Origin of the sequence: Paracandidimonas lactea (assembly GCF_021653995.1) — a bacterium.
Classification (GTDB): Bacteria; Pseudomonadota; Gammaproteobacteria; order Burkholderiales; family Burkholderiaceae_B; genus Allopusillimonas; species Allopusillimonas lactea.
The window spans coordinates 199,608-224,593 of sequence record NZ_JAJJOZ010000001.1 but is presented as its reverse complement, the minus strand read 5'-3'; the positions used below and the strand labels follow the sequence as shown (position 1 = coordinate 224,593).

General features: G+C 62.0%; 18 protein-coding genes and 1 tRNA gene. 7 read left to right on the top strand and 12 right to left on the bottom strand.

Annotated features, from left to right (window positions below; genetic code table 11):
- Window positions 1–22 precede the first annotated feature (22 nt).
- Window positions 23–682: a recombination regulator RecX gene (gene recX / locus LOL23_RS00965; RefSeq protein WP_237172994.1), complete on the bottom strand. Its 660-nt coding sequence runs from the start codon at window positions 680–682 to the stop codon at window positions 23–25.
- A 20-nt stretch (window positions 683–702) separates the two neighbouring features.
- A complete protein-coding gene (gene recA, locus LOL23_RS00960; RefSeq protein ID WP_160976206.1) occupies window positions 703–1,788 on the bottom strand; it encodes a recombinase RecA in 1,086 nt (361 codons plus the stop codon).
- A gap of 305 nt (window positions 1,789–2,093) precedes the next feature.
- Here recA and LOL23_RS00955 point away from each other — a divergent pair, with 305 nt between their 5' ends.
- The 4 genes from LOL23_RS00955 to LOL23_RS00940 all read left to right on the top strand — a co-directional run bounded on the left by LOL23_RS00955 (window position 2,094) and on the right by LOL23_RS00940 (window position 7,330).
- Window positions 2,094–2,783 (top strand): response regulator transcription factor, encoded by a 690-nt coding sequence (locus LOL23_RS00955; protein ID WP_160976204.1) that lies wholly within the window; start codon window positions 2,094–2,096, stop codon window positions 2,781–2,783.
- A gap of 12 nt (window positions 2,784–2,795) precedes the next feature.
- Window positions 2,796–4,274: a sensor histidine kinase gene (locus LOL23_RS00950; RefSeq protein ID WP_160976202.1), complete on the top strand. Its 1,479-nt coding sequence runs from the start codon at window positions 2,796–2,798 to the stop codon at window positions 4,272–4,274.
- A 159-nt stretch (window positions 4,275–4,433) separates the two neighbouring features.
- Window positions 4,434–6,059, top strand: a complete 1,626-nt coding sequence (locus LOL23_RS00945) for an MFS transporter (protein WP_237173178.1) — start codon at window positions 4,434–4,436, stop codon at window positions 6,057–6,059.
- A gap of 368 nt (window positions 6,060–6,427) precedes the next feature.
- Window positions 6,428–7,330, top strand: a complete 903-nt coding sequence (locus LOL23_RS00940; protein ID WP_160976200.1) for a recombination-associated protein RdgC — start codon at window positions 6,428–6,430, stop codon at window positions 7,328–7,330.
- A 30-nt stretch (window positions 7,331–7,360) separates the two neighbouring features.
- Here LOL23_RS00940 and LOL23_RS00935 read toward each other — a convergent pair whose 3' ends face one another.
- The 8 genes from LOL23_RS00935 to LOL23_RS00900 all read right to left on the bottom strand — a co-directional run bounded on the left by LOL23_RS00935 (window position 7,361) and on the right by LOL23_RS00900 (window position 19,879).
- Window positions 7,361–8,656 (bottom strand): aspartate carbamoyltransferase, encoded by a 1,296-nt coding sequence (locus tag LOL23_RS00935; RefSeq protein WP_237172993.1) that lies wholly within the window; start codon window positions 8,654–8,656, stop codon window positions 7,361–7,363.
- Between the two features lie 153 nt (window positions 8,657–8,809).
- Window positions 8,810–9,187, bottom strand: a complete 378-nt coding sequence (locus LOL23_RS00930) for a hypothetical protein (protein WP_160976196.1) — start codon at window positions 9,185–9,187, stop codon at window positions 8,810–8,812.
- A gap of 8 nt (window positions 9,188–9,195) precedes the next feature.
- Window positions 9,196–9,831: a SecDF P1 head subdomain-containing protein gene (locus LOL23_RS00925; protein ID WP_237172992.1), complete on the bottom strand. Its 636-nt coding sequence runs from the start codon at window positions 9,829–9,831 to the stop codon at window positions 9,196–9,198.
- A gap of 75 nt (window positions 9,832–9,906) precedes the next feature.
- Window positions 9,907–12,093 (bottom strand): penicillin-binding protein 1C, encoded by a 2,187-nt coding sequence (pbpC, locus tag LOL23_RS00920; RefSeq protein WP_237173177.1) that lies wholly within the window; start codon window positions 12,091–12,093, stop codon window positions 9,907–9,909.
- Window positions 12,094–12,137: 44 nt separating this feature from the next.
- On the bottom strand, window positions 12,138–18,098 hold the full coding sequence (locus LOL23_RS00915) for an alpha-2-macroglobulin family protein (RefSeq protein ID WP_237172991.1): 5,961 nt from the start codon (window positions 18,096–18,098) through the stop codon (window positions 12,138–12,140).
- A gap of 79 nt (window positions 18,099–18,177) precedes the next feature.
- Window positions 18,178–19,104 carry a DMT family transporter gene (locus LOL23_RS00910; protein ID WP_160976908.1) on the bottom strand — a complete coding sequence of 309 codons (927 nt, stop codon included), beginning with the start codon at window positions 19,102–19,104 and terminating at the stop codon, window positions 18,178–18,180.
- Window positions 19,104–19,499 carry a hypothetical protein gene (locus LOL23_RS00905; RefSeq protein WP_237172990.1) on the bottom strand — a complete coding sequence of 132 codons (396 nt, stop codon included), beginning with the start codon at window positions 19,497–19,499 and terminating at the stop codon, window positions 19,104–19,106. The genes LOL23_RS00910 and LOL23_RS00905 overlap by 1 nt, the downstream gene beginning before the upstream one ends.
- Before the next feature lie 116 nt (window positions 19,500–19,615).
- Window positions 19,616–19,879 (bottom strand): hypothetical protein, encoded by a 264-nt coding sequence (locus LOL23_RS00900; protein ID WP_160976192.1) that lies wholly within the window; start codon window positions 19,877–19,879, stop codon window positions 19,616–19,618.
- A gap of 336 nt (window positions 19,880–20,215) precedes the next feature.
- On the opposite strand from LOL23_RS00900, the gene LOL23_RS00895 reads away from it, so the two are divergent.
- Both LOL23_RS00895 and LOL23_RS00890 read left to right on the top strand, forming a co-directional pair.
- Window positions 20,216–20,294, top strand: a tRNA-Ile gene (locus LOL23_RS00895).
- Between the two features lie 323 nt (window positions 20,295–20,617).
- Window positions 20,618–20,797, top strand: a complete 180-nt coding sequence (locus LOL23_RS00890; protein WP_160976190.1) for a hypothetical protein — start codon at window positions 20,618–20,620, stop codon at window positions 20,795–20,797.
- Window positions 20,798–20,809: 12 nt separating this feature from the next.
- Here LOL23_RS00890 and LOL23_RS00885 read toward each other — a convergent pair whose 3' ends face one another.
- The gene (locus LOL23_RS00885; protein ID WP_439652060.1) at window positions 20,810–22,861 is read right to left on the bottom strand and encodes a TonB-dependent receptor domain-containing protein; all 2,052 of its coding nucleotides are present in this window, start codon (window positions 22,859–22,861) and stop codon (window positions 20,810–20,812) included.
- A gap of 165 nt (window positions 22,862–23,026) precedes the next feature.
- On the opposite strand from LOL23_RS00885, the gene LOL23_RS00880 reads away from it, so the two are divergent.
- Window positions 23,027–24,208 carry a benzoate/H(+) symporter BenE family transporter gene (locus LOL23_RS00880; RefSeq protein ID WP_160976188.1) on the top strand — a complete coding sequence of 394 codons (1,182 nt, stop codon included), beginning with the start codon at window positions 23,027–23,029 and terminating at the stop codon, window positions 24,206–24,208.
- Here the strand turns inward: LOL23_RS00880 and LOL23_RS00875 are convergent.
- Window positions 24,174–24,947 carry a LamB/YcsF family protein gene (locus LOL23_RS00875; protein WP_160976904.1) on the bottom strand — a complete coding sequence of 258 codons (774 nt, stop codon included), beginning with the start codon at window positions 24,945–24,947 and terminating at the stop codon, window positions 24,174–24,176. The two genes, LOL23_RS00880 and LOL23_RS00875, sit on opposite strands and share 35 nt — an antisense overlap.
- Between the last annotated feature and the right edge of the window lie 39 nt (window positions 24,948–24,986).

Here is a 24,986-nt window from a genome sequence, read left to right as displayed (position 1 = left end):
ACAACACGCCCGCGCGGGTGGGTCAGTCGCCGTAGGGCACATCACCCAGAAGGCGGCGAACGATATCGACCGGAAAGCCACGGGACGCAAGAAAACGATACTGGCGCGCGTAGTCTTTAGCATTGGCGGGCCGCTGGCCAAACTTTTTTTGCCAGACATCGCGGGCACGCTGGCATTCTGAATCGCGCAGAGTATCGCCAACCTCGGCCAGCGTGTCGTCGGCCACGCCATGCTGGCGTAGTTCTTGTAGAACACGGCGAGCGCCCAAACGGCCCGCGCGACGATGCACCAGGCTTTGTGCAAAGCGCGTATCGGACAGCCAGCCTTCGCGCTCGAGTTCATCGAGCACGCGTTTTAGTGCTTCGGGATCGTCGGCGTCGATATACGGCGCGAGCTTGCGCTGCAATTCGAGGCGCGAGTGCTCGCGCCGGGAAAGATAGCCAATGGCGCGCCCTTTCAGGCTAATGCCGGCACGCCTGCTTGCCCTTGCATCTGGCTCTTGCTGCGTTTGCGGCTGTTGCGATCGTTGCCGCTCTTGCAACTGCGGGGACTGCTGCCCCCGCTGCGGTTGCTGCGATTGGGCGGCACCGCGAGCAACAGCTTGGATACTGCGTACACCGGTGACGGGCGCCACCGGTTTTGGCGCCATGGTTTCGAAATCGTCGTCGGAACCCGGACACATGGCGACCGCCCCAGCCGGTATCAGTCTTCAGCCCCGGCTTCGCTGGTGGCCGACACTGGTTTGGCCAAAGGCTTGACCAAAGGCGCCGCCAGCGGTGCAACACCAAGCTGATCGCGCACGCGGTTTTCGATTTCGAAGGCGAGCTCTGGGCGCTCTTTGAGATACTCGCGCACGTTGTCCTTGCCTTGACCAATACGCGTACCGTTGTAGCTGAACCAGGCCCCCGCCTTGTCGACAATGCCAGCCTGCACGCCCAGATCGATGATTTCGCCTTCGCGCGAAATGCCGGCGCCGTACATGATGTCGAACTCTGCTTGCTTGAAGGGTGGCGCGACCTTGTTCTTGACAACCTTGACGCGGGTTTCGTTGCCGACGATCTCATCGCCCTTCTTGATGGCGCCGATACGGCGGATGTCGAGACGCACGGAGGAGTAGAACTTGAGCGCGTTGCCGCCGGTGGTGGTTTCGGGGTTGCCGAACATGACGCCGATCTTCATGCGGATCTGGTTGATGAAGATGACCATGCAATTGGCGCGCTTGATGGTGGCGGTGAGTTTGCGCAGCGCCTGGCTCATGAGCCGGGCCTGCAAGCCCGGCAGGGAGTCGCCCATGTCGCCTTCGATTTCGGCCTTGGGAACCAGGGCGGCGACGGAGTCGACCACGATGAGATCGACGGAACCCGAGCGCACCAGCGCGTCGGTGATTTCGAGGGCCTGTTCGCCGGTATCGGGCTGGGAAATAAGCAGATCGGACAGATTGACGCCAAGCTTGTTGGCGTACTGGACGTCGAGCGCATGCTCGGCGTCGATGAAGGCGCACGTGCCGCCTATCTTCTGCATTTCGGCAATGACCTGCAGCGTGAGCGTAGTTTTGCCCGAGGATTCAGGGCCATAGATTTCGATGACGCGCCCGCGCGGTAAACCGCCTACGCCCAGGGCGATATCCAGCCCGAGCGAGCCAGTGGAAACCACCTGGATGTCGTGCTCGACCGAGTCGTCGCCATAACGCATGACCGACCCCTTACCGAACTGCTTTTCGATCTGGGATAGGGCTGCGGCGAGCGCCTTGCTGCGTTCGCTGGCGGCTTTGCTGTTTTTGTCGTCCATAGGATCCTTGGCTAAAGAGGCATAAATACTGGAGGAGCGCCGCCGCATGCGGCGCCCGATAACTGAGTGGAACGGGTTGCTCGACGCAGCGCCAACGAGAAGCTTTACCTGTTGGCTGCCCACTGGGCACACAGAATAGAACAATTATTGCATCAGATTGTACTGTATGTATAGACAGATATCCATCGTTATCCCTGACTGGCTCGCCAGCGGCATACGTGCCAGAATGAGGCAAACCCTTCCGCCGATGCGTGCACACCTGCGGAGGGCTGTTTCCGACTGCGAGGGCCACGCCCTGACATGCCATGCGCATCCTGATTGCAGAAGACGACAGTATCCTGGCCGACGGGCTTTCGCGCTCGCTGCGCTACGACGGCTACACGGTGGATGTGGTCAACGACGGCCGCAGCGCCGATTCTGCCCTGCAGTTGCAGGCCTTCGACCTGCTGATTCTTGACCTGGACCTTCCTCGGATGCATGGCTTGGCCGTGCTGCGCCAGCTTCGCCTTCGCAACACGCCGATTCCGGTACTCATTCTAACGGCCGCCGACGCGGTGGAGCAACGGGTAACGGGCCTGGACCTTGGTGCCGACGACTACATGGCGAAACCTTTCGCGCTGACCGAACTCGAGGCCCGTGTGCGCGCGCTTACTCGGCGCAGCGCGGGGCGCGCGGGCACGGTGCTGGTGCACAAGGGTCTGGCCTTCGACCTGAATGGCCGCATGGCCAGCATCAACGGCCAGCCGCTGGAGCTTTCGGCCCGGGAAACCGGGCTGCTGGAGATCCTGCTCTCGCGTTGCGGGCGCATGATCAGCAAGAATCAATTCGTTGACCTGCTGTGCGAATGGGACGAAGAGGTCACACCCAATGCCATCGAAGTGTATGTGCACCGTCTGCGCAAAAAAATCGAGCCCAGCGGCGCCCGCATCGTGACGGTGCGTGGCCTGGGCTACTACCTAGAACCCGAACACTGTACCGCCACACCGGTACAGTGACCGTCGCCGCGCATGCTGATCGATCCTGACATTCTCGAACGCACCGAAGACCAGGCTGCGGCAAGACGGCGCTGGTTCAGCGGGCCAAGGCGACGGACCCACCGCTCGCTGCTCAACAAAATCATCGTTTGGATGTTCGGCCCTTTGTTCCTGCTCTGGAGCATCGGCCTGGTGATTACCTACTTCATCGCCCAGAACATCGCCAACGCGCCCTACGACCGCACGCTATCTGACCACCTGCGCATGCTGCGGCATGAAGTCGAACGCCAGGCCATTCTGAACGGGCTGCGCCTGCCGCCTTCGGCCATCACCATCCTGCAGGGGGACACCGAACACATCATCCGCTGGGAGATCCGCGATGCGAATGGGCACTCTCTGGGCGGCAACAGCGACATCCCGCTGCCTGACAACTGGACCTACGACGAAGACCGGATCCAACTGCGCAATGATACATACCAGGGGCAAAGCATACGCGTCGCCTACCTTTGGGGCGGGCGCGACATCACGGGCATGCCATTCCTGACCGTGGTGGCACAATCGAACGAGATGCGGGCAACGCTGCAGCAGGAGATTCTCACTGGCATGCTGACGCCCCAGCTTATCGTGCTGCCGCTGGCCGCGCTGCTTGCCGGCCTGGGCCTGACCCAAGGCCTGGAGCCGCTCAGTATTCTGCAAGAGCGGATACGCGCCCGCCGCGCCAACGACACCTCGCCCATCAGCGCCGAACTCGCACCGGCGGAGATCGTGCCCCTGATCGCAGCCATGAACAGCCTGCTCGCCCGGTTGGCGGCCGCCAGCGACGGCCAGCGCAGGTTCGTTTCCAATGCCGCGCATCAGCTCAAAACACCGCTGGCGGGCATGCGCACGCAGGCCGAGCTAGCCTTGCGCGAAGACAGCACTGAAAAAAAACACGACAGCCTTCGCCAACTGGTGCGCGGGTCCGAGCGCGCCACCCGCTTGGTCAACCAGTTGTTGACACTGGCGCGGGCGGAAAGCGCCGAAGCCCGTACACGCCTGGGTGCTGAAGAGATTGATCTGAACTCGCTGGCGGCGACACAAACCACACACTGGGTCGAAAACGCGATTGGCCGGCACATCGACCTTGGCCTGGAACAATCCCCGCAACCCGCGTTGATCAACGGCGATCGCCTGATGCTGACGGAGTTGATCAGCAACTTGATCGAGAACGCCATCGTCTACACCCCCGAGGGCGGCAGTGTCACGGTGCGTATTGGCGGCGACGCCCTTTCCGCCTATCTCGAAGTTCGCGATTCGGGCCCTGGCATCCCGCTCGACGAACAACAGCATGTTTTCGACCGCTTTTATCGGGTGCTGGGCAGCGGCCGCGACGGCAGCGGCCTGGGTTTGTCCATTGTCAAGGAGATCGCCGACCTTCACCAGGCCAGCGCGGCCTTCATGCCTGTCACCCAGGGTACTTGCATACGCATCACCTTCAGCCGTATTGAAGCCATGCGGCGTGATTACGCATGAACAGGCCGCTCCGCCCGGCGGCAATAGTCGGGGCCTGTGCCCATGATCCCTGAGCGCCCTTCCCAGCCAATGTCTATGCCCTATGATGCCCGCGAGCTCCAGATGAACACCTACTCGTCCGCGCAGAACGCACCCGCGCCAGACGACAGTATGCGCCCGATGACACACCAGGAACGGCGCGTCGTCTTTGCCTCGTCGCTAGGCACGGTGTTCGAGTGGTACGACTTTTACCTGTACGGTTCACTCGCGGCTGTCATTGCCCGGCATTTCTTTTCCGGGGTCAATCCTACCGCCGGGTTCGTTTTTGCTTTGCTCGCCTTTGCCGCTGGGTTCGCCGTACGGCCTTTCGGCGCTCTGGTGTTCGGGCGGCTCGGCGACCTCGTCGGCCGCAAGTACACATTCCTGATCACTATTCTGATCATGGGGATGTCCACGTTTCTGGTGGGTGTGCTGCCCTCTTACACCTCAATCGGGATGGCGGCGCCCGCCATCCTGGTCGGCCTGCGTCTGCTGCAAGGCTTGGCAATGGGCGGCGAGTACGGCGGCGCGGCCACCTACGTGGCCGAGCACGCGCCTCAACACCGGCGCGGTTTCTATACTGGCTGGATACAGACTACAGCAACCATGGGGCTGTTCCTGTCACTGCTTGTCGTGCTGGGGTTTCGGGCCACGCTGGGCGAAGATGCATTCCTGCGCTGGGGGTGGCGGGTTCCTTTTCTTATTTCCGCCATCCTGCTCGTCATCTCAGTGTGGATCCGGATGCGCTTGAACGAGTCGCCCGCGTTTCGCCGAATGCAAGAGGAAGGCAAAGGCTCCAAAGCCCCCATTCGTGAATCCTTTGGGCGTTGGAGCAATCTCAAGCGCGTGCTGTTCGCCCTGTTCGGCCTGACCGCGGGCCAGGCCGTAGTGTGGTACACCGGGCAAATCTACGCCCTGTTCTTCCTGACCAAGACGTTGGCCATCGAGGCCAACACCGCCAGCATCATGATCGGCCTGGCATTGCTGCTGGGAACTCCTTTTTTTGTGATATTCGGCGCGCTGTCGGATCGCATCGGCCGCAAACCCATCATCATGACGGGTTGCCTGTTGGCCGCGCTGGTGTATTTTCCGGTTTTCAAGGGCCTTACGCACTTTGCCAATCCGGCCCTGGAACGCGCCCTGGGCAACGCACCGGTCACCATCGTGGCCGACCCGCAGGCGTGCTCTTTTCAATTCAATCCGGTGGGCACGACGGCATTCACCAGCTCATGCGATATCCTCAAGGCCTTCATGGCCCGCAATGCGGTGAACTACACCAACGTCACTGCCCCGCCGGGTACCATTGCACGTGCGCATATCGGCCAGGACGTATTCGAGTCTTTCGAGGGGGCCACACTGAGCAAGGCTGAATTCGCCGCCCGTTCAAACCTGCTGGGGCGCCAGCTGACTGACGCCATACGCAGCCACGGTTATCCCGCCAAGGCTGATCCAAGCCAGATCAACTACGCCATGGTTGTACTGCTGCTGACCCTGCTGGTGATACTGGTCACTATGGTCTACGGCCCCATTGCCGCCATGCTGGTGGAGATGTTCCCCACCCGTATACGCTATACATCGATGAGCCTGCCCTACCATATCGGCAATGGCTGGTTCGGCGGTTTTCTGCCACCGGCCGCATTCGCCTTGGTGGCTGCAACGGGCGATATCTACTATGGGCTCTGGTACCCCATCGTGATCGCGCTCATTACATTGGCCGTGGGCATGTCGTGCGTGAAAGAAACCCATCGCAACGATATCAATGCGTAAACGGTCTCCTCCTGGCATCGGCATCGACCGCCGAGCCCGGGACGCAGCCCCCTGATATTCATGCGCCGATTCAGGCGGACGTCAGCGATTGCTCCGTAGAATGCATCCCATAGAGAGCACCACCGTTTCAACGCCCGACGTCTGATCCCCCGGTCTGGCCAGGTGGTTCTTTTTATCACCTGTGCTGTGCCCCCCGCGAGCTTTTTATGCACAGCTCAGTGTGTTCCCTGTTGGCCCCCATGCTTCGGCATGCCGGGCCATTTTTTTGTCCAACCGATTGGGCTTACAATCGCCCTTTCCCTTTCACGGCCGTCCGCGCGCCGCCCCGCATGGTTGCATCAGCGCGGCCGTCCCTCACGAAGCAATATATGTGGTTCAAGAATCTCAAGATCTATCGCCTGGCCCCTTCCTGGAAATGCACCCCCGATACGCTTGAAGCGGCACTGGCCAAACAGGCTTTCCGCCCTAGCGGCAGCCGCGACATGCAAAGCCTGGGCTGGATCGCGCCGCGCGAGGACAGCGGGTTGGTTTACACGCAAAACGGCCAATACATGCTGAGCCTGCGGGCTGAAAAAAAGCTTCTGCCTACCACTGTGATCAACCAGGTGGCCAAGGCCAAGGCGCTGGAAATTGAAGAGCAGCAAGGCTTCAAGCCCGGCCGCAAACAAATGAAGGAAATCAAAGAGCAAGTCACTGACGAGCTGTTGCCCAAGGCCTTCAGTGTGTACCGCGACACCCGCGTCTGGCTCGATACCCGCAATCATTGGCTGGTGATCGACGCCGCAGCGTCAGCAAAAAGCGACGAGGTGCTGGGCCTGCTGGCCAAGTCGCTCGACACCTTCCCGGTTACACCTTTGCATGTGGAGCAGTCACCCGCCGCTGCCATGACCAATTGGCTGATCGGCGACGAACCACCTGCCGGCTTTTCCATCGACCAGGATACTGAACTTCGCTCCACCAGCGACAGCGGCGCTGCGGTGCGCTATGTGCGCCAGGCTGTGGAGATCGATGATGTGCGCAAACACGTCCAGGCCGGCAAACAGTGCACGCGCCTCGCGCTTACCTGGGCCGATCGGGTGTCATTTGTGCTTACTGAGGGGCTGGACATCAAGCGGCTTGCGCCGCTGGACGTGATCAAGGAAGGCCAGGAAAGCGCCGGGCTGAACGATGCCGAACAATTTGATTCGGACTTCACCCTCATGACCGGCGAACTGGCTCGGCTGATCGACGACCTGGTCGAGGCGCTGGGCGGCGAACGCAAGGCTGCGTGAGGGAGCCTTGCCGTACTACCACTGGCGGGGTTAATCCAGCCCGTGGAACACGCTGTCGTCGGGGCCTATGTGTGAAGGGGGGCTCCACGTGACATCGCGCAGCGAGTGCTGCACCAAGCCTTCCACCCCCAACAGCACTGCAAAAATAGCCATGCGCACCGGGATGCCGTTGTCGGTCTGGCGGAAAATGGCTAGGCGCGGGTCATGATTCAAGTCCACGCTCAGATCGTTGGCGCCTTCGCGGCTATCGCGCGGCAGCGGGTGCATCACGATCACATCCGGCCCGCAGCACTGATCAATGATCGCCTTGTTGACCTGGAAATCGGCCGTATAACCCGCCGCCTGCTCTTCCGATGAAAAGCGCTCTTTCTGGACGCGTGTGGCATAGATTACGTCCGCACCGCGCAGGCCCTGTTCGAGGGAATGGGTTTGCTCGATGACGTGGCCATTCTTACCCGCCTGTTCGACGATGTAATCGGGCATCTCCAGGCCAGGCGGCGAGATCAGCGTGAATTTCAGGCCGCGGTACAAGGCCAGCAGCTTGATCAGCGAGTGTACGGTACGCCCATATTTCAGGTCGCCCGCCATGGCGATATGCGCGCCATCCAACAGCTTGCCCAAGCGCGAAAACTCGGTGAGGATGGTGTACAGGTCGAGCAGGGCCTGGCTGGGGTGCTCGCCTGGGCCATCACCACCATTGACAACAGGGATGTTGGTGGCCGCGGCAAATTCTGCCACAGAACCTTTTTCGGGATGGCGTATCACCATGGCATCGACGTAGCCGCTCATCACGCGGCTGGTGTCGTAGATGGATTCGCCCTTGGCCATGGATGAGAATGTGAAGCCGGTGGTGTCGCACACCGAACCACCCAAGCGGCAGAAAGCCGCTCCAAAGCTGACGCGCGTACGTGTACTTGCTTCGAAAAACAAGTTACCCAGGACAGCGCCCTCAAGCACGCGCGATACTTTCTGGCGACGTGCGATGGGCTGCATCTGGTCGGCGATGCGGAACAACTCCTCCACGGATTCGCGCGTGAACTGATCCACTGACAGCAACTGGTGCTTGCCTTCATACGCGAGGCGGGTGCGCAGCGGGCCCGACTGCGCGCGCTCGGCATACTTTTGCAGCAAGGCTTCGTTTTCGACGATTTCGGTGACGAAACGGCTGACCACCTCAGGCATGGGGCGGAATTCCTGGGAGCCTTCGGGCAACAGCCAAGTATCCAGAGCACGGCGCTTGACGCCGATACGGCCAGCAAAAACGTCCCGGGTCAGGTTGAGACGGCGCATGGCGTCGCGCAGGAACACCTGTTGCGATACGGTCATGATAAGAATCCTGTTGGGAAAATAAACTATACGCAGTGCGTATAGTTTATTTTTTTCGCGCTTGCAGTGCGAGTGTTTTCTGCATGTCGCACATTAAAACAACAAGATAGCCGACGCACCTACACAGCCGGGTGTCGGCGGCTCGCGACCCAGCTAGTATGTCTGGAGCGATTCGAGCAGCAATTGGAAGAACCAACAGCCGCCGGCAAACATGACGAGGCTCAGAAGATACGCAAGCGTGGTACAGAGCATGGGTACCCAATAGAGTTTAGGGCGACGCCCACTTGCGAGCCGCGCGGCCAAGCTGCTCTGCAAAGGATACGACCACAGCAACCCCAGCAGCCCAAGCGCCAACCCTGACAGAAACAGGGCAAGCGGAAAGCGCAGCCAGATCGTCGCAATATCGAGCTGCACCACACCGGCCGAACAGAGGGTGATTGCTGCAATGCCCAAGCCGTTCAACCACACGAGACTCTTGAATCCGAGAACCAGTGTACGTTCGAGCGCCGGTATGGCTAATTCCGCCGACACGATCCAGGCTACCGGACGGGCGTTGTCGAGGCCCCGCCGCCGGCGGGCGCCTTGCTGTCAGGCTGCGCAGGCGCCGTCTGCGCGCCAGCATCCCCGGAGCCATCCTGCGGCACACCGGCAATAGCACGCGCCGCTGCGGTTGCGTTCTGCTCAGTACCAACCACAAATACCAAGTGTTCGGTATTGACAGGCGTGGAATAACCGGGCGCCGCCAGCATCGTGCGGCCCACTACCAGCGCTAGTCGTTTGTTCGGATTCTTGGTGGTTATATCGACGATCTTGCGCTTGCCTTCTTCGTTCAGGCCCAGTGCCAGCAGGCCATCCCCCGCCTTGTTGGTGCCTGCCTGCACGCCGCTCAGATCGGCGCGCGTGATGACCGGCTGGGGATTGACGTACAGCTTGCCATCCGGGATATCAACGGGCGTCCAGCCCGTTTGCACCGCGGTGTCGGCAAGAAACACAGCGACAGGAGCACCCTGGCGCGCGGCAGGCTGCGGTGCGGGTTGCTGCTGTGCGGATGCAGGGGCCGTCGTGTCTGCCGCAGCAGGCGCCGTCGCCGTCTTCTGAGCCGGTGTTTGGCAAGCTGCCAGAATAACCAGACCCAACGGTGCCGCGAGACGGCTCAAAGTACGTATGGATTTCATCGCTTCTCCCCTGCTATGAGTGACGGTTGGGTATGCCGCGGCTGCGGATTCCGGATCGGCACAAAGTCTATCAATTTACTCTACAAAATTAGAGTGTATTGCATCAAATGTCATTTCATCGATCGAATCAGCACGCACTGTGCCTGGAAGGCCACGTATCGTGATCTGGACAACATCCAGGCGGCGGCCTGCTGCATCCGCAAGCTCGACCCTATGGCTGCCCGGTGTAGGCTGCCAACGCGCACTCGTGCCTTCGCCAATCACCCGTCCATTGACCCGCCACAGCAGCCTACCCGTATCGCCCCCTGTTTCTGCGCGCGCCTGCAGTCGCAGCCACTGGCGCGCCGGCGGTATGTCGGGATCGAGGGCAAGCAAGGCGCCGTCCGCTGGCTGTTCGATCCGCACATATGCGGGACCGGATGCGGATGCGCGCTCCGCCAATGCAACCCGGCTCACCGCGGTATCACCCACAAACGCTTCTATTCTGGACGGTTCGAGACGCTCTTCGAACGTCACCGGCTGGCGCGTGACCGACGCCGGCGGGCCCCGTTGATCACTGCGCTGATGCCTATGCAGGGCTGCCATGACGTCATGCCAGATCGGCCCCGCCCCCGATACGCCCGAGACGTCCCGCATGCTGGCGCCACCGCTGTTGCCCACCCATACGCCTACGGTGTAGCGCGACGACCACCCTATGCACCAGTTATCGCGCATGTCCTTGCTAGTCCCCGTTTTGACCGCGGTCCAGAATGGCGTGGACAGCGGGCTGTCGAGCCCGAATGTACGTGCACGGGCCTGGCGGTCGGACAGAATATCGCCCACGATCCACGCCTCGCCAGGGGTACCCACCTGCCGGTGCGCGAACACGTCATCCTGCCCACCCGCCTGCGCACGATATCGCGGCAGGCTGAAATCCCCCAGATTCGCCAGCGCGCGATACGCATTGGTAAGCGTCAGCAACGTGACATCCGCACTACCCAAAGCAAGGCTATAGCCGTAGTAATCACCATGATGCGTCAACGGCAGTCCAAGCGCCACCAGCCGACGCGCAAACGCATCGGGTGTCACCATCATGAGCGTACGCACGGCCGGGATATTGAGCGATGCAGCCAACGCCGTACGGACGCTGACCCAGCCCGCAAAATGCGCATCGTAGTTGCGGGGGATATACAGGCCCGCGCCGGTCGACAGATTCAGCGGGCTGTCCTCCAACAGTGATGCGGCCGTGATGCGCTGCTGCCCAATCGCCTGGGCATACAAAAAAGGCTTGAGCGCCGAACCCGCCTGGCGCAGCGCTCGCGCATGATCCACCTGTCCCGCGTCCGACATTGCGCCCGACGAGCCGACATACGCCAACACTTCGCCCGTTAAGTTGTCCATCGCCACCACTGCCGCGTCGCGTACATTGGCATCGCCCAAAGCGTGCAAACGCGCCTGCACGGCAGCCACCGCCAATCGCTGCAGCGATGCGTCCAGCGACGTGGCAACGCGCGCCCCCACTCGGGGAGGGGCCAGCAGGTCGGCGAGCGCCAACTGCGCAAAATGCGGGGCAATGCCCGGCGTACCGACCAAGGGATACGAACCACGGCGCAACACCACCTCGGCAAATTCGCGCAGCCCGAGACAAGCCTGCGGCACCCCCATCTCCCGCAACAGGGCACAGGCCCGCTTGGCCAGCAAGACCTCAGACACATTAGGCCCACGCAGCATGGCGGCCGCCAACGCGGCTTCGCGCAGGTTCAACGCGCTGGCCCGCTTTTGGAACATCACGCGAGACAGCGCGTCCACCCCGACCAGTTCACCCCGAAAGGCGGCCAGGTTCAGGTAAGCCTCCAGAATATTCGCCTTTGTCCATTGCGCATCAAGCGATTGCGCCCCAACCGCCTGATCGAATTTCTGCACCATGCCGCGGCCGCCAGGCTCGCGCCGATAGTCTTGATCCATCAACGCCAGCAGTTGCATGCTCAGCGTGGATGCTCCGCGCCGCCGGTCGTGCACCACGTTGCTCCACGCAGCGGCAGCCATAGCCTGCCAGTCGACACCGCCATGCGCATAAAAACGCCGATCCTCGGACATGATGACCGCCCGCTGCAGAGCAATCGATATGTCGTCGAGCGCCAGCCAGTCGCCGCGCCGGGCCTGCAGATCGTGACGAACGCGCGCTACCGCTTGACCTTGCCGATCGAGCACGAGAATGTCCGATGACGCATACTGCGCGCGCACCTGCTCATAAGCGGGAAACTGAGCGGCAGACAGCGGCATGCAGTACACCGCCAGCCAAGCCCCCAACGCCCATGCGCCGTGCCTCACGGTAACGCCCCCTGCGCGGGTGCGACATCAAGAGGCGCAGCGGCAGGAAGCTCACCATAGACGTCCGGCTGATACAGTGCCTGCACGCGTGTTGGCGCCAGCGAGAACCGCCCGGCGGTGTTGAGCCTGACTGTGTAGGTGAGTGTGCTCTCGCCCTGCGGCAGGAAATCATAATAGGCCCGGTAGGCGTCGGCGCCGCGTTCGACATAGCGAGGCGGACGATGGTTCGCATCGTCATCTTCGCCATCGGCCGCGATGGCCGAATCCCGCCCCAGCCCACTGCCCAGAATGGTGGCGCCGGCGGGGATAGCATCATCGACCACGACCCACGGCATACCAGCCGCGGCATGTATCGTCAGCTTCACGCGATATACATCGCCCCGCCGCCACACCCCTTGCTCCGCCTGGGACACAGGCGTGATTTCACGCCGCACGCGATAGCCCGCCGACACCGCCTCGCGCACCTGCACCGCCGCTTGCGCCCGCACGCTCACCCATGCTTTGCCCTTCCCATCCTGGCGCAACACAAGGCTGTCGTTTTGCGCAGACGCCCATGGCAGATACGCGTCTCCAGCCTTGCCAGCCTCTTTGCCACTCGCATCCTTCACAGCAATCGACGCCTTGCCACCCGACGCCAATGCGAGGCGTACCACGCCTGCCACTTGCCCTGTTTCGAACTTTGCCGCGAACATCCGCATTGCAAGCGTACCGAACAGGTTGGCCGATGTTGTGCGCCAAGCGCCCTCGCGCTGGCTGGCGAGCAGGCCCTGCGCCAGCCTCGGCATATCGTCGACCCAATCGGGCCGCTGGCTGACAGCAAGCATCAGCCTGGCCTGGTTGACCTCATGGCCCGCCATCAGCCACCAACTATCGTTCAGGCCGCCAGCCGGGAGCGCCAGAGCGGTTCCGCCCCCTGCGACTCGGCCACGCAGTACTTGGCTGGCCTGATCCATCAACTGCTCGCGCCGATCGATCCCCCGCACACGCTGCAGCATTGAAAGCCAATCGATCACCGCGGATGTATACCATCTGTCTGGTGCGACCGCGATGCTGTCCAGCATGCGCGGGTGGACAAGACCATAGCGAGACAATGCATCCAGCGCGGCCAGTTTGCGCATATCCAGATCACGAACAGGCGACCAATGCGGCGACGTCAGACGCCCCTGAACAAATGCCTCCAGGCCGGCGGCCATACGGTCGCGCAAGGGCTGCGGAATGATGAAATCCAACCCGAGCGCCTCAGCTTCATGGCTGGCCGAAAGCAAATAGGCAGTCAAGATATCGCTGCCCTGGCCGCCACCAGGAAAGTAGGCGACAAGCCCGTTCTCGTCCAGATGATCGGGCAGCGTAGCGATGACGGACTGCCAGTCCGCCGTACTGCCCAGGCCAATGACCTTGGCGCTGCGTTGCTCCAGGCAAGTGTAGGGATATGCGCGCAGCCATTCCCTAACCCCCGGCAGGCCGCCTCCCAGGGTGGGCTGCGCATCGACCTGCAACCCACCACGTGGCCGTCCCGATGCATCGGCCAGGGCCCCTTTGGGCGGGGCCACCGGCAGCGTCACGGCCGATTCGCCGCCCGTCAGCGCAAGCAGGTTGGCCTGCCATGTCCGCACGGGAACCGAGGGTACAAGCTGCTGATTCACTCGCAGGCGATCCATCGCCGGAGCGGCAGCATCGTTCGACGCCGCGCTGTCTCCGGTTTCACTGGCCAAAAAAGTCCAGCGCAGCCGCGTGCCAGCCGCGCTTTCATTGCCTTGCGGCGCTTCAATCCGCCATTGCGTTGTGGCTGCCTGGCCCGGCGCAATGCTGACCTCGCGCTCACTCAGGCTGGCGCTTTCGATACCCTCGCCTTCGTAGCGCGCGGCAACACGCACCCGCATTTCACGCGCAGTGCTATTGCGCAAGGTGACCATTGCCTGATAGGTGTCGCCGCTGCGCACCGTATCCGGCAAGCCCGGAATCAACTGCAGGTCTTGTGTTGTCACAATGTCCGTCGACCCGGTGCCGAACCGCTGGCTGCCGAAATCGGCGATCGCCACCAGCCTGAAGCGGCTAAGCGTGTCGTTCAATGGAAACGTCAGGGTGGCTTGGCCATTTTCGTCCAAGTCCACCACAGGCTCCCAAAGCACCAGTGCATCCAGCAACTCACGCGTCGGGCTTGCCCCTCCACCTCCGCCGGCGGGCAGCGCCTTGCGACCATAGTGGCGCCGCCCGACCACTTCCATCTGAGCCGTCGCGGTCTGCACGCCATAGCTGCGCAACTGGCGCATAGCCGTCAACACCTCCCAGCTCTTGTTCGGCATCAGGGCCAACAACGCTTCATCGACAGCGGCAAAGGCAACCGAGCCATGGGCGGCGGGCGTGCCGTCCGGCAACGTGGCCTTGATCCTGGCGGTAACCTTCTGCCTGACTTGATAGGATGTCTGGTCGGCCTTGACCGACACGTGCAGCCGGTCCCGGTCATCGCTGACGCGGATTTCCGCAAGGCCAAAGCGAAACGAGGGTTTGGCCAGATCGACCAGTGCTGTGGGCGGCGTATACGGATCTCCGCGGCGCCTGAATGCCTCGAACCATGCACGCGGCGCCCGCCAGCCCCAGTCAAGGAAGCTGCCCAATGTCGCCTCACGCACGCGGCCGCGCAAGGCCAGCACAGACACATATACGTTGGGGCCCCATTCGGCCTTGACAGGCAGCTCGATCGCAGGGTTAGCGCCCGCGAGTTCAACAATCCTGGTTTCCAGCACCCCTTCCCGCTCCACCGCCACCAGCGCCGTCGCGCGCCGATACGGCATGCGCACCTGGAAGCTGGCAATCTCGCCAGGCTTCCATTGCTTGCGCGCCGGAATCACATCGATCCGGTCATCATTGCCACCGCCGAACCATAAGTCATTTTTGCCGGTGACCCACAGCGAGGCAGCTGCCTGCGAGGCGCGCCCCTGCGCGTCCCGCGCCGTGGCAACCAGCGTGACCTCGCCGGTATGCGCCAGCGTTGCCTCGCAGGCCAGCATGCCCGACGCATCCGTCTTGCCTTCGCATACCTGCCCCAGGTCTTTGGTTTCGGTGTGATGATCGTAGCTGTAAAAGCCGCCGACCATGCGCTTTCGGGTGGAGTAGACGGTGCGCGCAAGCGCATGCACTGTCATGGGCACATCGGCCTGCGGCACACCGGACGTGGACAGCGCCAACGCATGAATGGCGGCTGGCTTGCCACTGTTGAGCCAGTTTCCCGCCCGTAAGCCCGCCTGTACGGATGCTGGCCATACGGGCACCGTCCGGCTGAGCGTCTGCACCTGCCCGTTAGGGTCGAAAAAGCTGGCTTCGAACAGCCACTCGGCGGGGCCTCGTACCTGCGGGACCTCGTCGATATGTATGCGCCCACCGCCCTGCGCATCAAGCCTCACCTGCTTCTTATCGAGGAACAACGTCTGCGCGGCCGGCGCATCGGCGCCCTCTTCAACGCCCCCGGCACGCGGTGCGTCGAAAACAAAATCATCGTAATTGGGAAACGACACACCACGGCCGCGCATCACGCCCGACAGGCCGATGCCCACCCCGCCCGCCGGGCCGCCCGACACGTAGCCTAATTGCACATCCGCTTCCAATCTTTCCGGCGCGACCAATGCGCCGCCCGCGTCCTGCCCTGCCGCCTTGATCGTAATATGCCCATCCAGCAGAGGCAGCCTGAAAGCCTCAACCCGGAAAGTGCCGCGCCCATACCAATTTCCATCCGCGTCCGTCAGCGTGGCTGAGTAAACCCCTAATTTTCCGGTGCGCGGGATGGCGAACGCGCTGGTGGCGTACATCCCCCCAGTTGCCGTCGGGATCCATTGCACGGGCTGTTCGAAGCGCTCGTCGGAGCCCTCGTGCGCCACCACAAGCCGGTCGGGCAGCCTGGGCCCGGCATCGGGCGACGCGAGGCCATCGCGCGTCTGCATGCGAATGTAGTGCTTCATGGATACGGTTTCGCCGGCACGCAACAGAGTGCGGTCGAACACCGTGTGCATTGCCAACGTTGGCTCGGGGCGGGTGTCAACCGGCACATTGAAGCGCCAAGACTCGATGCCTGCATCCCAACCGGACAACGCAAAAGAAAAGTCTGCCCGGCCACGCGCCTGAGGATGGTCCGCGCCAACGCGCGCTGACACATACAAGCCGCTCAAACCGGTGGCATCGCAGTATTGCGGCGCATCCAGGTTCTGAACGATGTGCAGCAAGCCCTGCGCATCTGTACGTCCCGCCGCCAGATGCTTGCCTTCGCAATCAAGCACATTGACATCCGCACCCGCGACGGGTTTACCATCGTCCAGCGTAGTGACCCACGCCAGGACATCATCGCGGCCGGTCTTGATGTGCACACCAAGATTAGTGACCAACGCGGCGCTACGCACATACATGGGCCCATCATGACCAAGCAGCGACGCCCCCAGCCGTGGCGATGCGGCTTCGAGAACATGAAAGCCTGGCTCGGCGATCGGTACGCCGACAACCTGGAAAGGAGCCTGCCCACCGGTGCCCGACACAGCCCCCGGGAGCGTAAGCGTGCGCACACCTTCCTGGTTTGCCAGCACGGATACTGCGCGAGTATCCACCGGCTTGCCTTTGCTGTCGCCAGGCGCCTTGCCGGCGATAATATTCTTCAACTGTCCATCAGTCCAATACGCGCCGTCCAGTTGCTGCAACCTGGCATACCAGCGCAGCACCTGAACATCGTCGCGCGGACGATAATCGTGCACCGTGCCCGCTGAAACAGCCAATGCCTTCGTGGCCAGCGCCGGTTCCACATTGCGCAAAGTCAGCGGCACGGCTGCCGGATGCGCGCTTTCGTCGCCGCCCGGTGGCACATGGGCAAAACGTTCGATCACACCGAAAGTGCCTGAGGCGAACTTTACCAGCGGGGGATAAGGCCCCGTAGCGACTCGCATCGGAAACTGATCCGCGTTGGCCAACACACGATCGGCGTCATCTCTCAAGCCTTCCGGAAGCCCGAGCTCCAGCACGGCGTCCGGTGGAAACGGCCCCTTGAAGTCAAGCCGCGACACCGGCCCCGTATCGCCATCGTCGCCGCCCAGATTCGGCGCGAACGTTGCCGCTGCTGCCCGCAGCACCACCCGCGCCGCATCATCGCGAGCGATAGGCGCCGAAAAAGACAGCGCCATGCCCGATACGGGCGTGCAGGGCTTGTCGGCGCGCTCGCGCAGGCATGAAAACGTCGCAGAGAAAGGCGGCCGCACGGTAAAGTCGAAATGCGCACCCTGCGTGGCCTCGACCGGCCTGCGCCCGTCGTCGGCCGGCGTCGTGACACCAGGGTCGATACTAAGCCGCACATGAGCCGTCGCAGGCAGACGCCGCTTGCATTGCACAAGAGCGACGAACTGTGTGCGCGCATCATTGCGCGGCCCATAAAGTGCCTGCAGCAGCGCCGCACGGTCTTTGCCGGTGATCGTTCGCACCGGTACGGTTTCACCTAACCCCTGCACCGTGCAGTGCGTATGGGCAAGCACCGATGCCTCATCCACCGCACCATTGAAGCGCAGCGCGAACACCTGATCTTCGGCAATGGTATCGCCGTAAGGGCGGTCAATGTTGGCCACTGGCCCGCCGGTGCTGAAATGAAAATGCGTCTGCCCCGTCACCGCCTCGCCCGCAAGGGTACGGAACCTCGGATCGATACGCACGTCGCACGACACGCCGGGGCCGGGCGGTGTATCGAATACGTATGTCCAGCGCCGCGCATCAAGCCAGCGGCCACTGCCCGCGACACCCCCGCCGCAATCAAGCAGCACGGGTGCCGGCTGTGAGCCCTGGCCGAACACAACCACGTCCGCATCGAACGCGAGCTCCACCTGCCTGACCTGTGCCACCTCGCCCTGTGGCACCATGCGCGCAATCTGTGCAGCGGGCACGGGAGCACTGAATAACAATGCCGACGCGAACAACAGGCAAACCGGGCGATACACACACACCTCCAGCGTTTTGGTTTTTGTCAGATAGTACCCCGCAACGCCAGGTATCAAGCCGTCAGAATCGCAAGTTTTCTTATCCTTGCCGCCCCGCCCGGCCGCCTTTACCCGGCAGCGTGGCTGTTATCAACCCGGCCAAGGCAAGCGCAAATGCAAGCCACTGCACACCACTGAGCGTTTCACCCAATACCATCATCCCCACCAGCGCGGCTGTCACAGGCATAAGCACCGTGAAGACCCCAGCCCGCGACGCAGGCACACCACGCAGTCCCGTCATCCACAACAACACCGTCCAGACGCTGGCCGCCAAGGCATAGAACAGCAGCAACGCCCATATACCCAACCCAACCGACGCGAAGTCGAAATACCAGGCCGCATAGACGCCCGCCGGTAATGTCAGCACAAACCCCCATAGATTGATGATCGCACTGATGCGCCTCGGACTCAGCACTGCCGTAAGTGTCTTGCCAATGACAGCGTAGGCGGCTTCGCAAAACACCGCACCCACCAGCAACAGATTTCCCAGCCATGCATAGTCAACCGTTGCCGCTGGCGCCGCCCCGTGCTCTGCCGAGAGGGAAAGCAGGCCTATGCCCACCACCCCTAGACATACTGCCACCCATACCCTTGGTGAAATCGACTCCTGAAGAAACACACGACTCATCAAGGCCACCGCCGCGGGCGTGAACGACAGAATCACCCCTGCTGCCACCGCGCCCGTCAGCTTGACGCCGCCTATCATGCAAAGCGTAAACAGAAAATTGCCCAGGAAGGACTCCAGAAACACCAGCATACGAATACGCGGTGTCAGGACGGGTTCATGTGCAGGCTTGCGTAGCCAGCGAAGCATGGCCACACCACCAATACCAAATCGCAGCCATGCCAGCAGAAACAGTGGGAACACCGCAGCTAGCGGTTTACTCAGTGCCACATAGCTGCCCACCAGCATCATGCTGGTCGCCAGGCACAGATAGGCAAGCGCGGGAGCCGGTTCGCCGCGCATCAGAATGGAAGGGAATAACGAAGACGCCACACCGCGGGCGCGGCCTGTGGGTTGTCAGAAGCACTGTTTCGCACAGTGAACCGATACATGCCAGGCATGGCACTATAGGCAATGCGCTGGCCACCTTGCACAACCCGCCAGCCATCACGTGCGTATTGTTCGAGCTGCAGCGTCACGTCAAAGAAACGACCACTCAACACCTGCAGTTCGCCCCGTATCCCGCCCCGGCACGGAACATCGAATACCTGCCCTGCGGCCATGGACGAACCTGCGGGCGTGTCGCCCGTGATATCACCACTCGATCGGGTGGTGCACCCCCCCCCAGCGGCATAGCTGCCTTGCGCCCAGGCCAGCATACCGGTCAGACAGATTGTCACTGCTGCGCGTATCACCATTGCTTCTTTCTCCGGCGTCCGGGTATCCCGGCCGACGGCACGATTCTAATATGGACCGCCCAATCGCGCCCCGCATGATGCGCACACGACGATGGAGGTGTAGCTGATGCGAGCCCCTATACGCCCGCAAGCGTACCCGGCAAATCCCGCGGCGACCCGCTTTTTCGCGGCACCAACGCGGCATCGCCCGATATCGGGCTGCAGGTTTCCATGCTTTTCAACACCAGGGGCGCCGCAGACACGCGGGCGCGCACCTGCGCTTTGCGACGAGGACGCTGCGCCACATCCTGACTGTCCTGGCTGTGCAACAGCAGGGCAAGCGCACCAAACAACCCCATGCTGATACCGTACAAAACGAAAGGGACGTAGTAGTAGTCCATTGGAAGCTCCCGGTGCCGCCTGTATCGGTTATTGATATATTGAAAACCTCCGTAGCAAGTTATGTGCCTGCCGGCACCCGCTATTCGTCCTATTCGATCCGTCAACCAGCGTCGGATAAATACCTGTTGCGCAATTCAAGACAACTATGCACATCATGCAACGCACCCAAGGGCTGCGCCGCGGCATCTCTGCAGCACTGGATGTGGAAAGTCCTTCCGATTTTTGTGTAATAATTGCAGACCGCCACGGTCGTGCAGATCCTGCACGACCTCGGTAGCGGGTGTTGTCCAAAGGTTCCCAAGCCTTAACGCACCCGCCCATGTGGCCAGTTTCACGGGCCTCTAGCTCATGCCTGGTTAGAGCAGCGGACTCATAATCCGTTGGTGCCGAGTTCGACTCTCGGGGGGCCCACCAGAATTTTGCAGCAAAAACAAGGGGTTACGCAAACGGATGCGCAACCCCTTTTTGCTTTGCATCGCGCGGGGATCACGCGCAACATGGCCGATTTCGGGGAAGAGCCGCCAATCCGCGGGAGCAATCGCCGTGGCTGCCTACGAGTTCTAGATTGCTCCGGATGGTGGTACTCCAGCGGCAAAGGCGTAGTTTTTCCTACCTTCGTCAAGCTGCGCTAAACGCAGCCCGTGCGCTGCACCCCACGACGGCGCAGGCCCCCCCGTCCTACCCTGTCAGATCTACAGATTTAGCGTAGAATCAGGGTAACCCCTAGGAGGTTCGACATGAATCAATTGCTTGTTCCTCTTTTCGTTGTGACACTTGCAACACTGGGCGTCGGTGCAGTGTTTTTACTGCTGATGGTCGCCATTGCCGGCGCCGACGCCACGCAGCGACGTGCTTGGCGGGCTTGGTTGCGCCGGCATTTCTGCCGGGTATTTTTCAATTGCTTCGGCCGCGCCTGAGCCCCCCTCGCATCAGTAAGCCACCCGTATGCCCGCCATGACCCGGCGCCCCGGCAGGGGCGCTGCCGTGGATACAAATGAAGCGTGGTTGTAGGCTAAGCTATCGAACAAATTGCTGATGCGTACATAGGTGGTGTAATCCATCGCCCCCAACCGCCCATCGTAAGCAACATCCGCATTCACAATGTTGTAGCCCGCCGTCTCCGCTTCATGGTCGGCGACGCGGTTCTGCCTGAACACTCGGTAGGCCTCGAGCCCGCCTGACCATTGGTGCCAGACCGTATTGAGCCGCACGCCCAAACGGGCCGCCGGTATGCGCGGCAGATTGCCGCCGCCACGCAATGTGCCGTAGACTAGATCGCCGAATACCCCGGCGGTGAAATGGGGGCTGAAGCGGTAGCTCGCCTCACCCTCCACACCGGTGAAGCGGGCGTCGCGCTGGGTGTATTGGATAAGGCGAAAATCCTCGTGACGATCGAGCGTGTTGGCATAGATGTAGTCTTTCACGCTGTTGTGGAACACCGCCAGGCTGAAGCGCGCATCACCCTCAAGCTTGCGCAGTGTCAGGTCGATGTTGCGCGAGGTTTCGGCCGTCAGGCCCGCATCGCCGAGCTCATAGGTATTGGTGGCAAGGTGGATGCCATGGGCGTACAACTCTTGTGCGCTGGGCAGGCGCTGGGATCTGGACAGCGATAAGGCCAACGCATATTGAGGGACGAAATGCCACACCGCCGCAGCCGACATCGAATTGCCGCGCAGCCTGGACGAAGCTTGTGCGGATTCTGGATCAATGCGCTGCCATTCGTGCCGCGCGCCTAGTTCGAAACGCCAATCACCAAGCCGGTATTCTTCAAGGGCAAAAATGCCCGCGCTGCGTGTAACGGCTTCGGGCATGAAACGCTCTTCACCCAGCGCGCTGAAGCGGCTGCGCGCGCCCTGCAGCCCCACCACCCCCTGCCAGCCACCGATCGGATAATGCGCTAACTCTATGCGCCCTTCCTGGCCACGGTTTCTGAATGTTGTGGCGATTTCATGGCCTTCGATCTCGTCATGACGATAATCGGTGGCGCCGCCCCGGAAACGGATCGCCCGCAGACCGTCCAGCGGATCACGGTACTCGCCGCGCACATCCAGGCGCTGTGATTTCAATTTGATATACGGCGCACCGTGCGCATGGGCATCCTCGCCGCCATGCTCATGCTCATCGTGCTGCGCATCGCCCTCGTGGCCGTGGCTGCCGCAATGCAGATGGCTGCCGTGCGGATGGCAACTCTCGTATTCGTGCTCGTGCCCAGGCAAACCGTAGCGGCTTCGGGTGTGCGTGTAAGCAAGACCTGTATAACCCCGGCTACCTATCCAGGACAGCCCGACGCTGCCGGTTGTGCTTTCCTCGTGTGAGCCCTCCAGCCGCCCACCGGGCCAATCGGGTACGCGATAATCACCCGACTTGCGCCTCACCCCTTCCACATGCACCGCGACATTGCCCTCTCCGGCGGTCATGCCGAACGCCCCTGCCCGCTCTTTCGAGCCCGTTGCACCACGCACTTCGCCAAAGCCTTCAATGCCTTGTTCGGGAATCGCGGTAGGGATTTTGTTGTCGAGAACGTTGACCACACCCCCGATCGCCCCGCCGCCATACAGCAACGCTGACGGCCCACGCAGCACCTCGACGCGCTCGGCAAGCATCGGTTCGCTGGTAATGGCATGGTCCGGCGATACCGATGAGGCATCCATGAGCGCCGAGCCCGCCGACAGGACCTTGACGCGAGGCGCTGTTTGCCCGCGAATAACCGGCCTGCTGGCACCCGCACCAAAAGTATCGGCATGCACCCCTGGCAGGCCCGAGAGGCTGGCGCCCAGTGTCGCCTCCCGTTTGAGCACCAGGGCCGTGCCATCCAGCGCGGCAGCGGGCACCGCCAGCGTATCGCTGCGGCCAGGCGCAAGCGGATACGCGCTGACGGTAACGGCATCGAGCATTTGAACGGCGTCCTGTGCGGCGGCAGAGGTCGCCCATCCGAGTGCGAGACCCAGAAAAGCGGCGAAGGGAGCGGGTTTTGCAATCACGGCATTTCTCCGGGCAATAAAATTGTTATGTTATAACATATCGTCATTGCCAATCGTGCCGCTCCGCGTTAGGATACCCAGCTTTCACGCCGCACCCTGTCCCGGCCGCCGCGCACGGCCATTGCCACCCGGCGGCTCGCGGCGCACTCCATAAAAGGAAACAGCGTGGGCAAGGGGTTCAGGGTTTCACATTTAACAGCTGGCCTCATCGCCGTGCTCGTCGGCTACACCAGCTCAGTGGCCATCATTTTCCAGGCTGCCAATGCAGCCGGCGCAAGCCCCGACCAGCTCAACTCCTGGATGTGGGCGCTGGGCATAGGGATGGCGGCAAGCTGCATCGGCCTGTCCGCACACTATCGCAGCCCGGTCCTCACTGCCTGGTCCACCCCGGGCGCAGCGCTGCTGGTTACTGGCCTGGCGGGCCTGACCATGGGCCAGGCCACGGGCATTTTTCTGTTTTCTTCGCTGCTGATCCTGCTCAGCGGTATGACCGGCTGGTTCCAGAAACTGATGCAATATATGCCGCGCCATCTCGCGGCGGCCATGCTGGCCGGCATTCTCGTGCGCTTCGGCATGTCCCTGTTTTCATCCATGCAGACACAATGGGCGTTGGTGTTGTTCATGGTCGCCGTGTTTCTAGGCGCGCTGATTTGGGCGCCGCGCTATACCGTGCCGCTGGCGCTGGTGGCTGGCATCGCGGCCGCGGCGGTATTAGGCCTGATACGCCTCGATAACCTTTCGTGGCGTCCCGCCGCGCCCGTCTTCATGAAACCGGAGTTTTCGTTGTCGGCATTGATTGGGGTTGGGGTTCCGCTGTTCATCGTTACCATGACGTCGCAGAATGTGCCGGGCCTAGCCGTACTGCGGGCCAACGGCTACCAGACACCGGCGTCGCCCCTGATCAGTTGGACGGGGGCGCTCGGGGTTGTGCTGGCCCCTTTCGGGGGTTTTGCATTCAACCTGGCTGCTATTACCGCCGCTATCTGCATGAGTCCCGACGCCGACCCGAACCCCGCCCAGCGCTACAAAGCGTCGATATGGGCCGGGGTTTTCTACCTGCTGACCGGGATATTTGGTGCGACGGTAGTGGCATTGTTCGCGGCGTTTCCGGCGGAGCTCATCGCCGCAATTGCCGGCTTGGCACTGCTGGGCACCATCGGCAATAGCCTTACCGCAGCTCTGGCGGATGAAGATGGCCGCCAGGCTGCAATCATCACATTTTTATGCACCGCTTCCGGCCTCACACTGATGGGAGTAGGCAGCGCCTTCTGGGGCTTGGTGCTAGGGGGCGCGGCACACGCCCTGGCAACATTCAGGAAACCCGCCGCGCCTGCGCACAAACAGTGACCCCTGCCGCCGCCAGCGCATCCCGGATCGTACGGGCAAACGCCACCGCTCCAGGCTGGTCGCCATGCACGCACAGCGTGTCGGCCTGCACGGCAATATCTTCACCTTGCAGCGTCGTCACGCGCCCTTCCTTCACCATGCGCAGCACTTGGCGCAGCGATTCGTCCACATCCACAATCATCGCGCCGGGCTGGCTGCGCGGTGTCAGGCTGCCGTCGGCTTGGTAGGTGCGGTCTGCGAAGACTTCCTGGGCTACCACTAGCCCCGCAGCCTCACCTGCCCGCACCAATTCGCTGCCTGCCAGACCATACAACACCAGGGCAGGATCTACATCGCGCACGGCGCGCGCAATGGCTTCGGCCAGCGCGCGGTCTTTCGCAGCCATGTTGTACAGCGCGCCATGTGCCTTGACATGATGGAGCCGGGCGCCTCGGGTGGCCGCGACCGCGGCAAGCGCACCGATCTGCACCACCACCATGTCATAGGCTTCAGCGGGCCTGATGGCCATATTGCGGCGGCCAAAACCCACCAGATCCGGCAGCCCTGGATGCGCACCCAGCGCAACGCCATGCCGCAACGCCTCGGCCACCGTCTTGCGCATCGTTGTAGGATCACCAGCGTGAAAACCACAGGCGATATTGGCAGACGTAACATGCGGCAGCACCTGTACATCATTACCCATCGGCCATGCGCCGAAACTTTCGCCCATGTCGCAGTTCAGATCTATGGTCCAGGACATACTGCCGTCTCCTTCAGTGAGCACCAGACGATTACCGAC

What these genes read in the sequence shown, in the direction of transcription:
- LOL23_RS00955 (WP_160976204.1), top strand. Translation starts at nt 2,094, where the DNA reads ATGCGCATCCTGATTGCAGAAGACGACAGTATCCTGGCCGACGGGCTT.
- LOL23_RS00950 (WP_160976202.1), top strand. Translation starts at nt 2,796, where the DNA reads ATGCTGATCGATCCTGACATTCTCGAACGCACCGAAGACCAGGCTGCG.
- LOL23_RS00940 (WP_160976200.1), top strand. Translation starts at nt 6,428, where the DNA reads ATGTGGTTCAAGAATCTCAAGATCTATCGCCTGGCCCCTTCCTGGAAA.
- LOL23_RS00905 (WP_237172990.1), bottom strand. Translation starts at nt 19,499, where the DNA reads ATGGTGATACGCGCAGCAGTGACAATCTGTCTGACCGGTATGCTGGCC.
- LOL23_RS00890 (WP_160976190.1), top strand. Translation starts at nt 20,618, where the DNA reads ATGAATCAATTGCTTGTTCCTCTTTTCGTTGTGACACTTGCAACACTG.
- LOL23_RS00935 (WP_237172993.1), bottom strand. Translation starts at nt 8,656, where the DNA reads ATGACCGTATCGCAACAGGTGTTCCTGCGCGACGCCATGCGCCGTCTC.
- LOL23_RS00925 (WP_237172992.1), bottom strand. Translation starts at nt 9,831, where the DNA reads ATGAAATCCATACGTACTTTGAGCCGTCTCGCGGCACCGTTGGGTCTG.
- pbpC (WP_237173177.1), bottom strand. Translation starts at nt 12,093, where the DNA reads ATGCCGCTGTCTGCCGCTCAGTTTCCCGCTTATGAGCAGGTGCGCGCG.
- LOL23_RS00945 (WP_237173178.1), top strand. Translation starts at nt 4,434, where the DNA reads ATGACACACCAGGAACGGCGCGTCGTCTTTGCCTCGTCGCTAGGCACG.
- LOL23_RS00910 (WP_160976908.1), bottom strand. Translation starts at nt 19,104, where the DNA reads ATGCGCGGCGAACCGGCTCCCGCGCTTGCCTATCTGTGCCTGGCGACC.
- LOL23_RS00875 (WP_160976904.1), bottom strand. Translation starts at nt 24,947, where the DNA reads ATGTCCTGGACCATAGATCTGAACTGCGACATGGGCGAAAGTTTCGGC.
- recX (WP_237172994.1), bottom strand. Translation starts at nt 682, where the DNA reads ATGTGTCCGGGTTCCGACGACGATTTCGAAACCATGGCGCCAAAACCG.
- recA (WP_160976206.1), bottom strand. Translation starts at nt 1,788, where the DNA reads ATGGACGACAAAAACAGCAAAGCCGCCAGCGAACGCAGCAAGGCGCTC.
- LOL23_RS00900 (WP_160976192.1), bottom strand. Translation starts at nt 19,879, where the DNA reads ATGGACTACTACTACGTCCCTTTCGTTTTGTACGGTATCAGCATGGGG.